The sequence below is a fragment of the Duganella sp. CF517 genome, assembly GCF_900110275.1.
GTDB lineage: Bacteria > Pseudomonadota > Gammaproteobacteria > Burkholderiales > Burkholderiaceae_D > Rugamonas.
This window is the reverse complement of the sequence record NZ_FODC01000004.1, coordinates 415,296-429,068: the sequence shown is the minus strand read 5'-3', so window position 1 is coordinate 429,068 and position 13,773 is coordinate 415,296. Positions and strand designations below refer to the sequence as shown.

Genomic DNA, 13,773 nt, shown 5'->3' with positions numbered 1-13,773 from the left:
CCCGGCGGGCCTGCCGCCGCAGACGAACTGCCCACCGACTCCGGCGGCCTCAACCAAGCGCCCGGCTTCCCGATGACGCGCGAGATCGGCCACCCGAAATCGAGTGACCGCAGCCGACTTGGGCGCCGGTGACGGAAGGACTAAACGAAACCGCGCGCGCGCCGTCTTACATCTGCAAGCGGCACGCACCGACAGACGCGGCTTTGCCGCCGCCCTATGATGCCGCATTACAGGAGAACCCAACCCCATGCTCGGATCCGGCCCCCGCCCCACCTGGCGCCTCGCGATGGGCGCCTTCATCGGCGTCTTCGGGCTGCTGCTGCTGACACGCGAGCTGGCACTGGCGATCGCCGCGCTCCCGCCGCCGGCGCGGCAGGCGCTGACCGCCGGCCTGTGGGCCGCCGCCGCGACGGCGGTGGGCACCCTGCCGGTGCTGCTGGCGCAGAAATTTTCGCAGCGCTCCTACGACGCGGCGCTGGGCCTGGGCGGCGGCATCATGCTGGCGGCGACGTCGTTCTCGCTGGTGTTGCCGGCGATTGCCGCCAGCAAGAACGCCGGCGCCAGCCCGGCCGCCGCCAGCATGACGGTCGGCGGCGGCATCCTGATCGGCATGCTGCTGGTGATGCTGCTCGGCTACCTGGTGCGCTCCGGGCACGTGCTGGGCGACGGCGCCGGGCGCACCGCCAGCACCGAGGCCACCGCCATGACACGCGCCTGGCTGTTCGTCGGCGCGGTGGCGATCCACAATTTGCCCGAAGGCCTGGCCATCGGCGTCGGCTACGGCGGCGTCGACGCGGCCAAGGCCCACACGCTGGCGATGGGCATCGCCATCCAGGACATGCCGGAAGGGCTGGTGGTGGCCATCGCGCTGCGCTCGGTCGGCTACGGCCGGGTGTTTTCCGCCGTGCTGGGCGCGGTGTCGGGCCTGGTCGAGCCGCTGGGCGCGGTCAGCGGCGCGCTGCTGATCGAGGCCAGCGCCCGCTTCCTGCCCTGGGGCCTGGCCAGCGCGGCCGGCGCGATGCTATACGTGATCTGCCACGACGTCGTGCCCGAGGCGCACCGCCACGGCCATTGCAAGACCGCCTCCTGCGCGCTGGTGATCGGCTTCATCGTGATGATGGTGCTCGACACGGCACTGGCCTGAGGCGCCACCCGCACACCGCGCCCCGCCTAGGGGCCGCCCAGCTGCGACTCGATCGCGGCGGCGCCCTCGGGGTCGATGGCGCGCACCCCTTCGATCAGGGTCGAGACGGCGGTGCCGCAGGCGAACACCAGCACATCGCCGTCGCCGCATTGGCGGTAGGCGCCGCGCAGCGCCTCGGCCGCGCCGCCGAAGGTTTGCATGCTTGCCGGCCCGGCGGCGGCGCGCACGCCCTCGCCGATGACGGCGGCGGCCTCGCCCGGCGGCCGGCCACGGGCCAGCGACTCGTAAACGAACAGCACGTCGAACGCGGTGGCGCAGGTTTCGCCGATGCGGCGCAGGTCGGCGTCGCGGCGGTCGCCCGGCGACGTCACCACGCCGAACACGCGCGCGCCCGGCGTGCGCGCCGCCATGGCCTTCGCCATGCCACCCAGCGCGGCGTAGGCGGCGGGATTATGAGCGTAATCGAGCACGATATGGAAGCCGCGCACCGCGAAGATATTCGAACGCAACGGATTGGTCGCGGCGTCGGAGACGAAACTGGCCAGCGCCGCGGCGATATGCGCGGCGCTGAAACCGGCCGCGTGCAGCGCGGCGGTGGTCGCCAGGCTGTTGGCGATGTTATAGCGGGCCAGGCCGCCGACGCTGGCGGGAATCGCCGCCGCGCCGATGACCGGCCGCGCGGCGCCGCCGCCCTCGGCCAGCACGATGGTCTCGTCCTGCAGCCACACGCCGCAGCCGCCCTCGGCCAGGTGCGCGAGCACGGTGGCGTTGGCCGGGTCCATCGAGAAGAAAATGGTCGCGGCGCCAGGCGCCAGGCGCGCGCGCGCGGCCACGCAGTGCGGGTCGTCGGCGTTGAGCACGGCGGTGCGCGCGCCGGCGATCACCGTCGACTTGACGCGCGCGAGGTCGTCGACCGTCTCCACGCCATCGAGGCCCAGGTGGTCGTCCGAGACGTTGAGCATGACGCCGACGGCGCAGAGGTCGAACGCCAGGCCGCGCTTGAGCAGGCCGCCGCGCGCGGTTTCGAGCACGGCGAAGTCGACTTCCGGCGAACCGAGCACGGTGCGGTGCGACCAGTAACCGGTGCAATCGCCGTGGCCGACCATCCGCTCGCCGATAAAAATCCCTTGCGTCGTGGTGTGGCCGCAGCGCAGCCCGGCCAGCCGCACCGCGTGGGCGATCATCAAGGTGGTGGTGGTCTTGCCGTTGGTGCCGGTGACGGCGATCAGCGGGATGCGGCCCTGGTCCGCCTGCGCCAGCATGCGGCGCGCGCGCGTGGCGGCGTCGGCGACATCGGCCGGCGCGCCGGCGCCGTCGATGGCGCTCACCAGCGGCCCGGCGGCGCTGTCGACGACGCCGACCCGCGCCTCGGCCAGCCCCAGCTTGCTGGCGGCGCCGGCGCACAGGTGGCGCACCTGCGCCGACGCGTGGCGGGCGCCGTCCGGCCCGACCGGCACGATGGCGAGCGCGCCGTCCTCGAAGCTGTCGATGACCACGTCGCCGCCGGCCGCGTGCACCAGCGCGAACGCCGCCGTCAGCTCGGCCTCGCTGCCGCAGCGCCATTGGCGGTCGTCGCCGGTCGCGTGGCGGCTCTTGACCACCGCCTGCCAATCGTAGCGGCGGCCGACGCGCAAGGCGTCCTCGAGCCGGTTGACGCTGGCGCCGGCCGGCACATCGATATTCGCCTCGACCATCAACGCCCGCGTCAGCAAGCGGTCGCGCACGATGGTGTTGGTCAGCAGCGGCGTGTCGGCCAGCGGCGCGTCGACGAAGCGCCACTGGCGGCTGCCCCAACCGAATTGGACCAGGTCGGCGTGCTCGCTGGCGCGCCGCACCGGTATCCCCAGCGCGCGCGCCCGGTCCGCCAGTTCGCCGATGCGCGGCGGCAGCGCCAGGCCGGCCGCCAGCGCGCGCAGCGCGGCCAGCGCCCCGGCGGCGTCGTGGTCTTCGCCGCGCAGCGCGGCGCCGACGATCTCGAGCGCGATCGCCAGCGCCCGTTGCGCCACGTGCTCCAGCGCGTACTGGATCACGACGCGGCGCTGCGCCGAACCGGGCGCCAGCGCTTCCGCATGCGCGAACTCGAGCGCGTGGCCGCAGGCGCGCTGCAGCTGCAACGCCACCTGCGCCACCAGCGCGCCCACGTCGGCGCCCGCCGCCGGCGGCAAGGGCGCGCCCAATTGCCGCGCGACGACGGCGGCGACCCGCGCCAGCGGCGCCCCGCCGGCGTCGACCGCGATGGTCGCGGCGATGCACGGAAAGCGGCTGTACAGATTGGCGCCGCGCAGCAAACGCTGCCGTAATACCTTCATCATCGTACCTTCAGCCTGTTAACTTCACCGGGCGCCGCCTTTGCGGGCCAACAGCATGACGGCGGCGATGCGGTCGACGCCGCCGTAGGCCGGCGTATCGAGTTCCTCGCCAAACACGTCGGGATCGATTTCCTCGTACTTCCACGACAGCCGCGCCGCCTCCAGCATGATGCCGGCCTGCCGCAGGAACGGGTCCTCGCCGTTGTCGATCGCCACGCCGGTGTACAGCAGCAGGGTGCCGCCCGGCGCCAGCCGCGCGATCGCCGCTTCGACGATGCGCAGCGACAAACCGGCGCCGAGCTCGCCGCCGCCGTGGCGGTAGGCGCGCTGGCCGGGATCGAGCAGGTACGGCGGATTGGAGATGATCAGGTCGAACTCGCCGTCCAGTGCCGACAGCATGTCGCTGTGCACGCAGGCGACATTGGTGACACCGGCCAACCGGCAATTGACGCCGGCCAGCGCCAGCGCCCGCCCGTTGATGTCGACGGCGTGGATTTCCGCCGCCGGAAAGCGCTTGGCCAGCATGATCGCGCCCGGCCCCGCGCCGCAACCGATGTCGGCCGCGCGCCGCACGCCGCCGGCGCCGGCCGCGAGCTGGTCCAGCACCTGGCCGGCCGCGCGCACGAAGCGGTAGGTGTCCGGCCCCAGGAACACCGAGTCGGCGTCGCCGGTCGGATAGGCCGAATGGAAGTACAGCTGCTGGCCGATGGTCGAGGCGCGCACGGTGCTGCGCAGCAGGCCCGCTTCTTCCCGCAGCACGCCGGCCTTGCCCATCTGCTCCAGGATCGCCGCGTCGATCTGGTCGGCGGTGAACGGCTTGTTCCAGCCGAACACGTCGCGCAGGCTCGGGGCGCCGGGCGGCGCCGCGCGGCTCAGCACGCGCCCGTGCGTGGCGGGCGTGACGGTGGTGAACTGGTAGCCGCGCCGCTGCAGCAGCGCGGCCAGCGCCACCAGCTCGTCAGCGGCTCGCGTCTCAGGCAATGTCATTCGGCACCGGTGCCGGTCTGGGCGCCGGCGCGGCCCTGGGCCGAGGACAGGCGGAACTTGCTGCGGCGGTCGCCCATCAGGTCCTGCAAGGTGCGCACGCTGAGACCGGTGGCCTCGTGGATGCGCACCAGCAGCGCGCCGCTGACCGGCATCCGGTGATGGCGGATTTTGCTGATCACGGGGGCCTGGATCTCGAGCAAGCGCGACAGTGCTGCGTCATTGCGCAGCTGCATTTTTGCCAATATGGTGTCAAGCATCGCGTTCGGATCGTAGGGTTTGGGCTGAGACATGAAAGCTCCTTGCTAGAAATGCCTTATTATCAACATTTTATCGGGCAAAACCCTTCAGGTTCAATCGCGCGCGGCGGTAATTGATGCGGCATGTGTGAGTCACCACACGATAGCGGCATATCCGTTACCGCTTTTGCCCGCCGGCCCGCCGCATCAGGCCTTTTGCTGGCGTTCGAGCGCCGTCAACATGCGCAGGATTTCGTCGAAACTGACCGGCTTGGTCAAGTGGTGGTCGAACCCGGCCGCGTCCGTTTTGAGGCGGTCGGCGTCCGTGCCCCAGCCGGTCAACGCGATCAGGGCGACGCCGTCGAGCGCTGGCATCGCCCGCAACGCCCGCGCCACCTCGTAGCCGCTCATGCCCGGCAGGCCGATATCGAGGAACACCACCTGCGGCGACAGCGACAGCGCGGCGGCCAGCGCCGCCGGGCCGTCGTGCGCGGCCGCCACCGTGTGACCCTTGAACTCCAGCAACGCGGTCAGCGTCTCGGCGGCGTCGACGTTGTCGTCGACCACCAGCACCCGCAGACTGCTGGCGGACGCCTCGTCGACCCGCGGCGCGGCGGCGGCGGGCAGCGCTGGCGCCGGCGCCGACCGCGCCAGCGCCTCCGCCGCCACCGAGGGCGTGACCGGCAGGCGCAGGGTGAACGCGCTGCCCTGCCCCGCGCCGCCGCTGTGCGCCGACACCTCGCCGCCGTGCAGCTCGACCAGCCGGCGCACCAGGTTCAGGCCGATACCCAGGCCGCCCTGCGCCTGGCCCTCGCTGCCGGGCACCTGGGTGAACATGTCGAACACCGTCGGCAACGCGTCGGCCGGGATGCCGATGCCGTTGTCGCGCACCGTCACCGTCAGTTCCCCGGCCTCGACCACGGCCATCAGCTCGATGGTGCCGCCATTCGGCGTGTACTTGGCGGCGTTGTTGAGCAGGTTGCCGATCACCTGCGCCACGCGGTGGGCGTCGAGCCACACCGGCGGCGCGTTCGACGGCGCCGACACCAGCAGGCGGTGGCCGCCGGCGTCGATCAGCGGCATGCTGATCTCGACCGCGGCGCGCACCACCTGCTCCAGCTCGACCAGGCTGTGCACCAGCACCTCCTTGCCGCGCGCGATGCGCGCCAGGTCCAGCAAATCGTCGACCAGATGCACCAGGTGGCCGACCTGGCGATCCATCATCGCCCGCACGCGCTCGAACTCGTCGCGCGCCAGGTCGTGCGCGCGCATCATTTCCAGCCCGCTGCGGATCGGCGCCAGCGGGTTGCGCAGCTCGTGCGCCAGCGTCACCAGGAATTCGCGCTGCGCCTGGTTGGCCTGCGACAGCTCGGCGGTCAGCGCGCGCAGCTCGTGCTCGCCGCTTTTCTGGTCCGACACGTCGAGCGTGACGCCGTCGAAATGGGTCACGCCGTCGGCGCCGTCGCGCGCCCCGCCCTCGGCGCGCTGGCACCACGCGATCATGCGGATCCAGCGCGCCGACGCCGCGCCCGCCGCCGGCGCCGCCGCCAGGGCGACGCGGAACTCGTCGTCGTAGGCCACGCCCTCGACCATCGCGCTGTGGAAGTCGCCTTCGACGCGGGCCCGGTCCTCGTGGTGCACGCGCAGGTAGAACTGCGCCATCGTCACCGGCCCCTCGGCCGGCAGCCCGAATTGCTGGCGCAGCTGGGCGTTGGGCTGCATCAGCGTCAGCGGCGCGTCGGCGTACCAGACGCCGATGCCGCTGGCGCGCGTGACGTTGGCGAAGCGGTCCTGCAGCAGGCGCCGCTCGTGGACGTCGACCAGGGTGCCGATATGTCCGAGCAGCTTGCCGTCCTGGTCGAAGCGCGGCGCGCCGGCGTCGATCATCCAGCGGAAGGCGCCGTGGCGGTCCTTGAGCCGGTAGTCGACCGAGAACGGCGCCGCCTTGCCGAAGGCGGCGCAGTAGGCCTCGTCGACGCGGGCGGCGTCGTCGGCGTGGATCAGCTCCAGCCAGCCGCGCCCCAGGTCCTGCTGCAGCGAGCGGCCGGTGTAGTCCGACCAGCGCTGGCTCAGGAAGTCGCGCCGGCCCTGCGCGTCGGTGGTCCAGATCATCGCCGGCGAGGCGTTGACCAGCGAACGGAAATACTCCTCGCGCTGGCGCAGCGCGATGGTGGCCTGGCGCCGCTCGCGCGCCAGCTCGATGTGGTTGCGGATGCGCGCCAGCAGCTCGTTGGCGGAGAACGGCTTGACCAGGTAATCGTCGGCGCCCGCCTCCAGCCCCTCGATCTTGGCCTCCTGGCCGGCGCGCGCCGACAGCAGGATGATCGGCAGGCCGGCCAGCGCCGGATGCGCGCGGATGCGCCGCATCAGGCCGAAACCGTCGAGGCGCGGCATCATCACATCGCTTAGCAGCAGGTCGGGCGGATCGCGCACGATCGCCTCCATCGCCGCCTCGCCGTCGGCGCAGGTCTCGACCAGGTACTCGCGCTCCAGCAGCAAGCGCACGTAGCCGCGCATGTCCTGGTTGTCGTCGGCGACCAGGATGCGCGCGCGCGCCGCCGCCGGCGCCGTCGCCGTCGCCGCATCGCCGCCGCCGCCCGCGTCGGCCGGCTCGTCGGGCAGCCAGCGCAGCGCCTCCTCGACGAAGGCGGCGCCCATGCGCGCGCCGTCGCCGCGGTCGGGCAGCGCCACCACGTACTGCGGCGGCAGGTGCGCGGCGCCGAACGGAATCTCGACGTGGAAGGCGGTGCCGACGCCGATCGCGCTGTCGACACCGATGCTGCCGCCGTGCAGGCGCACCAGCACCTGGATCAGCGCCAGGCCGATGCCGGTGCCCTCGTAGCTGCGGCCCTGCACGCCTTCGACGCGGTGGAAGCGCTCGAACACCTTCGGCAGCTCGGCGGCCGGAATGCCGCTGCCGGTGTCGCGCACCGTCAGCCGCGCGCCGCGGCCGTCGGCGGCCGCCGCCAGCGTCACCGTGACGGCGCCGGACAGCGTGAACTTGAAGGCGTTCGACAGCAGGTTGAAGACGATCTTTTCCCACATGTCGAGATCGACGTAGACCGGCGCCGCCAGCGCGGGCGTGTCGACGTGGTAGGCCAGGCCGGCCTTGTCCATCGCGGCGGTGAACACGCTGGCCAGGTTGGCCGTCAGTTGCGCCAGGTCGACCGGGGCGTAGCGGGCCTGCACCCGGCCGGCCTCGATGCGCGAGAAGTCCAGCAGCGAGTTGACCAGTTTGAGCAGGCGCAGGGCGTTGCGGTGGGTGACGTCGATGCGTTCGCGCTGGCGCGGCGCCAGCGGCTCGCCGGCGTCGGCCAGCGCGTCCTCCAGCGGTCCCAGGATCAGCGTCAGCGGCGTGCGGAATTCGTGCGAGACGTTGGAGAAGAAGGCCGTCTTGGCCTTGTCGATCTCGGCCAGCGCGGCGGCGCGCCGCTGCTCCAGCTCGTAGGCCAGCACGTTGCCGATGGCGGTGTTGAAGGCCGCGCGCAGCAGTTCGTAGAAATTGCGGTAGTCGTCGTCGAGCGCGCGCCGGGCGCTGACGCCGGCCACCAGCATGCCGTACGGCCTGTCGCTGCCGGCCACGAACAGCGGCAGCAGCATGGCGCCGGTCGGCGCCTCCGGGTACGGCGCGCAGTCGAAGCGGCCGAAGCGGGCCGCCAGGCCGTCGACGTGGACGCCGTCGGCCAGCGCCAGCGCGGCGCCGGCAGCCCAGCCGTCGACCGCATCGGCGGCCATCTCGGCCGGCGCCAGCGCGCTGTCGGCGGGCAGGCCGGTGCGTCCGCGCAGGCGCAGCGCCGGGCGCGGCGCCTGCGCACCGTCGCCGGCGCCGCCGTCCACCAATTCGTACAGCAGCATGAACGGCAGATCCAGCGCCAGCGTCTCGCCGTCCGAGTCCATCAGGCCCGCCAGTTCGTCGATGGTGCGCGAGCGGGCGATGCGGCCGGTCAGGTCGCGCAGGTTCTGCGTGCGGCGGGCGTTGAGCACCTGCCCGGTCGATTCGGTGATCGGGTGGAAAATGCCGCCGACGTTGCCCGATTCGACCCGGATCGGCGAAAACGAAAACGTCATGAACGCTTCTTCGAGGTAGCCGTAGCGGTCCAGGAACATGCGCTGGTCGCGGATGTAGACGCCCTCGCCGGCGTGGGCGCGGTCGAAGGCGTCGCCGACCACCGGCAGCGCCGTGGCCCAGCAGACCTTGAACGGCGCGCCCATCGCCTCCGGGTGCTTGGCGCCGCAGATCGGCCGGTAGGCGTCGTTGTAGATCTGGATGTCGTCCGGGCCCCAGGCCACCAGGATCGGGAACGTCGACGACAGGCACAGGCTGACCGAGGTGCGCAGGCTCTGCGGCCAGCGCGAGAGCGGCCCCAGCGCCGTTGCCGACCAGTCCATCGAGCGGATCAGCTGCCCCATCTCGCCGCCGCCGGACAGCCAGCTCAAATCCTCCGCCGCCGCCAGACCCGCCCTTGCCCCCGCCTCCGCTGTCACCTGCTGCACCATCTGTCCCCCTAACGCCTCGCTAGCCGGCGGGCCGCGCCCGCTCCATGCCCAGCAGTATAACCGGCCGGCCGCGTTGCGGCCGCTTGCCGTTCGCGCCGCGCCGCGCCGAATACCGTTGTCCGTTTGCGTTTTATCAATCGCCGCGCGCGCCGGCGCGCCAACATCGATGCGTAGCAATGCGCTATTCACCGAGCGGGGCGGACATGGATGAGCACGAATTGCGGTCGCGGATGGCGATCGAGGCGGCCGGCATGGCGGTCTGGGACGCCACCGTCGTCAACGGCGACGTGATGGCAGGCGTGGTCCACTGGCCGGCGCCCGGCGCGGCCATGGTCGGGCTGGCGGCGCGCGAGGCCGACCAGCCGTTCGCGCAATTCCTGGCGCTGGTCCACGAGGACGACCGCGACGCGCTGTTGCGCGCCATGCGGGACGCCGTCGACGCGGCCGGCCACTACCACGTCGGCTACCGCGTGCGCCTGGCCGGCGGCCAGGTGCGCTCGCTGCGCGCCGACGCCACGGTGCTGCGCGACGCGCAGGGCCGGCCGCACCGCACGCTGGGGCTGATCCGGGACATCACCGACCTGGTCGAGCAGGAACGCCTGGCCAGCGAACGCGAGTGCATGGCCGGGGTCACGCTCGATTGCATCGGCGACGGCGTCATCGCCACCGACCAGCACGGCGCGGCGCGCTACCTGAACCGCGCCGCCGAGCAGCTGACCGGCTGGACGCGCCAGCGCGCGGTCGGCCGCGACGTCGGCGAGGTGCTGCCGCTGATCGACGAGGTCGGCGGCCTGCCGCTCGAACACGCCGTCTACAAATGCCTGCTCAAGCGCGAGGCGGTCGGCCTGTCGGCGCACGCGATGATGGTCACCCGCGACGGCCGCCGCGTCGCCGTCGAGGACACGGCCGCGCCGATCCGCCTGGCCAACGGCGACATGCTGGGGGCGGTGGTGGTGTTCCGCGACGTCACCCACCAGCGCGCGCTGTCGAGCCAGCTGTCCTGGCACGCCACCCACGACGTGCTCACCGGCCTGTGCAACCGGCGCGAGTTCGAGGCGCACGTCGCCCACGCGCTGCACGCGTCCAAGCAGGACGACCACACGCACGCGCTGCTGTACATCGACCTCGACCGCTTCAAGCTGGTCAACGACACCGCCGGCCACGCCGCCGGCGACGCGCTGCTGCAAATCCTGGCCAACCTGTTGCAGGGGAAGATGCGCGAGAGCGACGTGCTGGCGCGCCTCGGCGGCGACGAACTGGGCGCGCTGCTGGGCTACTGCCAGCTCGACCAGGCGCGCCTGATCGCCGAGGAGATCCGCCAGCTGATCAAGGGGTTCCGCTTCGTCTGGGACGAGCACAGCTTCGAGATCGGCGCCAGCATCGGCATGGTCGAGATCAGCGCCGACAGCAAGTCCGTCAGCGACCTGCTGGTCGCCGCCGACGAGGCTTGCTACCTGGCCAAGGACCAGGGCCGCAACCGCATCCACGTCTACTCCGAGAGCGACGCGGTGCTGGCGCGGCGCCACAGCGAAATGATGTGGGTGCCGCGCCTGAACGACGCCATCCAGCACGACCGCTTCGCGCTGTACGCGATGCCGATCGCCGGCCTGCAGGGCAACCGGCTGGTCCACGAGGAAATCCTGTTGCGGCTCAAGGACGCCGCCGGCGACGTGATCCGGCCCGACCGCTTCATCCCCGCCGCCGAGCGCTATCATATGATGCCGCTGCTCGACCGCTGGGTCATCCGCGCGGTCTGCCGCCACATCGCCGCGCGCGAGCGCGGGCCGGCGCGCGAGCCGGGGGCGGCCGGGCCGCCGGCCGGCGGCGCGCGGCCGATGTTCTCGGTCAACCTGTCGGGACCGTCGATGAACGACGACAAGCTGCACCAGTTCATCATCGACCAGTTCGTCGACCACAGCGTCGATCCGGCGCAGCTCTGCTTCGAGATCACCGAGACGGCGGCGATCCGCAACCTGCCGAAGGCGCAGGACCTGATGGCGCGGCTCAAGCTGCTCGGCTGCCGCTTTTCGCTGGACGATTTCGGCAGCGGCCTGTCGTCGTTCGGCTACCTGCGATCGCTGCCGGTCGATTTCCTCAAGATCGACGGCTCCTTCATCCGCGGCATCGCCGCCAACCCGGTGCACCGGGCGATGGTCGAGGCGATCCACAAGGTCGGGCGGGTGATCGGCATCCAGACGATCGCCGAGTTCGTCGAGGACGCGGCCACCCTCGACGTCGTCAACAATATCGGCATCGATTACGCGCAGGGGTACGCGGTCGGCCGCGAACGGGCGCTGCACGCCTAGGGCGGGCGCCGGGGCGCTGCCGGCGGGCCGTCACCCGGCCAGGCTGGCCGCGCGCGCCAGCTCCTCGGCGCTGGCCGGCTTGGTCAGGTGCAGGTCGAACCCGGCGCCGGCGGCCCGCTCGACATCCTCCTTTTGCCCGTAGCCGGTCAGCGCCACCAACCGCAGCGGCGCGCCGCCCTGCGCGCGCCGCAGCGCCGCCGCCAGCGCGTAGCCGTCCATGTCCGGCAGGCCGATGTCGAGGATCGCCACCGCCGGCGCGTACTGGCCGAACTGCGCCAGCGCCGCCTGCGCGCTGTGCAGCACGCGCACCTCGTGGCCCAGCTGTGCGAGCAGCGCCGCGGCCGACGTGGCGGCGTCGACGTTGTCGTCCACCAGCAGCACGCGCACCCCGGCGCTGGCGGGACGCGGCGCGACCTGCGACGCGGCCTGCGCCGCCTCGCTCAACGGCAGCACCACCTCGAAGCGGCTGCCGCGGCCGGCGCCGGCGCTGTCGGCCGTGACGGTGCCGCCATGCAGCTCGACCAGCTTGCGCACGATCGCCAGCCCCAGCCCCAGCCCGCCGGTGCGCCGCTCCAGCGTCTGCGGCGCCTGCATGAACGGCTCGAACACCCGCGCCAGCAGGTCGCGGCCCATGCCGATGCCGTTGTCGCTCACCACCAGGCGCGCCTGGCCGCCGTCGGCCGTCAGCGACACGCGCGTGTCGTCGCTGCCGAAGCGCACCGCGTTCGACAGCAGGTTGTTGAGCACCTGGGTCAGGCGGCTGTCGTCGCCGCGCACCCACAGCGCCGGCGGCGCCGCCAGCGTCACCGGCTGCGGCGAGGCCGCCACCGCGTGCCGCACCACGTCGGCGAAATTGACTTGTTTGGCGTCGATGCGCAGCTTGCCCGAGGTGATGCGCGAGACGTCGAGCAAATCGTCGACCAGCCGCCGCAGGTGGTTGGTCTGGCGCCGCATCACGGCCCGCTCGCGCCGCGCGCCCGGCTCGTCGCGCATGTCCATCAGGTCGAGCGAGGTGACGATGGGACTGAGCGGATTGCGCAGCTCGTGGCCCAGCACCGCGAGGAACTCGTCCTTGGCGCGGCCCGCCTCGCGCGCCCGCGTCAGCGCCGCCTCCTGGCTGTCCATCGCCCGCTTCAGCGAATCGAGCAGCAGGGCCCGCTCGCGCTCCTGCGCGGCGCGCTGGCGCTCGGCCTCCTCCAGCGCCGCGCCGATCAGCTGGAACTCGGCGATGCGCGACGGCACCACCGTGACCGGCGCGCCGGTGCCCAGCGCGGCGGCGCCCGTTTGCAAATCCTTGATGGTGGTGACGATGCGCGCCGACAGCAGCGAGGCGATGCCGATGCACACGCCCAGCGAGGCCAGGATGCCGGCGCCATACACCGCCAGGCGCTGGTAGGCGGCGGTGCGCAGCTGCGACGCCGGCTGCCCCACCACCACCGTCCAGCCGTAATGCGACAACGTGGTGTAGGCCGCGACCACGGTATCGCCCTCGAGCGTGTTGGAGGTGCCGACGTTTTCGGACTTGGCGCTGCCGATCAGTTGCAGCAGCGACGCGCTGGGCGCGCCGCCGACCGTGCGCTCGTGGTTGCGCGAGCGCGCCACGATCTTGCCGGCGGCGTCGATGATGGAAATGACCGAACCCTCGGGCATGCTCTGGCGGTCGATCATCTGGACGATGCGGTCGGGCCGGATCACGGCGGTCAAGGTATACAGCTCGCCGGCGTCGTTGATCACCGGGATGCGCACCGGGAAGGCGGCGCGGCCCCGGGCGCCGCGCAGGATATGGCCCACCACCGGCTGGCGCGTGGCCAGCACCCGTTTCAGGCTTTCGGTGTCGACCACCCGGGGCGGCGCGGCGCCGCGCCCGGCCATGGTATTGAACAACACCTTGCCCTGGTCGTCCGTCAAGATCAGCGCCTGCCATTCGGCCTGGGCCTCCGCCAGCCGGAAGGCGACGTCATAAAAGCCGTCGACGTCGCCGGCCATCAGCGCCGGCGCGCGCGCGGCGCTGGCCAGCATGGCGACCGAGGCGTCCAGTTCGGCGTCGGCCGCGCTCGACAGCGCGCGCGCCAGGTCGAGCATCGAGCGTTCCTGTTCCCGCAACTGGTACTGGCTGGCCGCGTGGATGCTCCACACCCCCAGCAAGGCCATGGGCAGCAATCCGATCGCGGTCAGGATGATAAGCAAGTGCCGAAGCGACAATGTTCGCCTGGTGAGAAAAGACATAGAAAGCGTGATGGATGATCGAACTCGTCAATCTACATCAAAGCAAACTAAACAGGGGCGCGGCGCGG

Annotated in this window: 7 protein-coding genes; 2 read left to right on the top strand and 5 right to left on the bottom strand. The window is 72.0% G+C overall.

What is annotated here, in order from left to right:
- Positions 1-247 precede the first annotated feature (247 nt).
- Positions 248-1,144, top strand: a complete 897-nt coding sequence (locus tag BMX85_RS17970) for a ZIP family metal transporter (RefSeq protein ID WP_090321168.1) — start codon at positions 248-250, stop codon at positions 1,142-1,144.
- Between the two features lie 26 nt (positions 1,145-1,170).
- On the opposite strand, the gene BMX85_RS17965 is transcribed toward BMX85_RS17970, so the two are convergent.
- From BMX85_RS17965 to BMX85_RS17950, 4 genes are all read right to left on the bottom strand, one after another.
- Positions 1,171-3,456, bottom strand: a complete 2,286-nt coding sequence (locus tag BMX85_RS17965; RefSeq protein ID WP_143068022.1) for a Mur ligase family protein — start codon at positions 3,454-3,456, stop codon at positions 1,171-1,173.
- Between the two features lie 21 nt (positions 3,457-3,477).
- On the bottom strand, positions 3,478-4,440 hold the full coding sequence (locus tag BMX85_RS17960; protein WP_090321162.1) for a class I SAM-dependent methyltransferase: 963 nt from the start codon (positions 4,438-4,440) through the stop codon (positions 3,478-3,480).
- Positions 4,437-4,730, bottom strand: a complete 294-nt coding sequence (locus BMX85_RS17955) for a hypothetical protein (protein ID WP_090321159.1) — start codon at positions 4,728-4,730, stop codon at positions 4,437-4,439. Before BMX85_RS17955 ends, BMX85_RS17960 begins: the two co-directional genes overlap by 4 nt.
- 153 nt (positions 4,731-4,883) lie before the next feature.
- Entirely contained in the window at positions 4,884-9,113 is a 4,230-nt protein-coding gene (locus tag BMX85_RS17950) for an ATP-binding protein (RefSeq protein ID WP_229210544.1), read from the bottom strand.
- A 263-nt stretch (positions 9,114-9,376) separates the two neighbouring features.
- On the opposite strand from BMX85_RS17950, the gene BMX85_RS17945 reads away from it, so the two are divergent.
- Positions 9,377-11,479, top strand: coding sequence for an EAL domain-containing protein (locus BMX85_RS17945; RefSeq protein WP_090321156.1), 2,103 nt, complete (start codon positions 9,377-9,379; stop codon positions 11,477-11,479).
- 30 nt (positions 11,480-11,509) lie between these two features.
- Here the strand turns inward: BMX85_RS17945 and BMX85_RS17940 are convergent, their stop codons facing one another.
- Complete coding sequence (locus BMX85_RS17940; protein WP_229210543.1) at positions 11,510-13,666, bottom strand: hybrid sensor histidine kinase/response regulator; 2,157 nt, start codon at positions 13,664-13,666, stop codon at positions 11,510-11,512.
- Positions 13,667-13,773 lie beyond the last annotated feature (107 nt).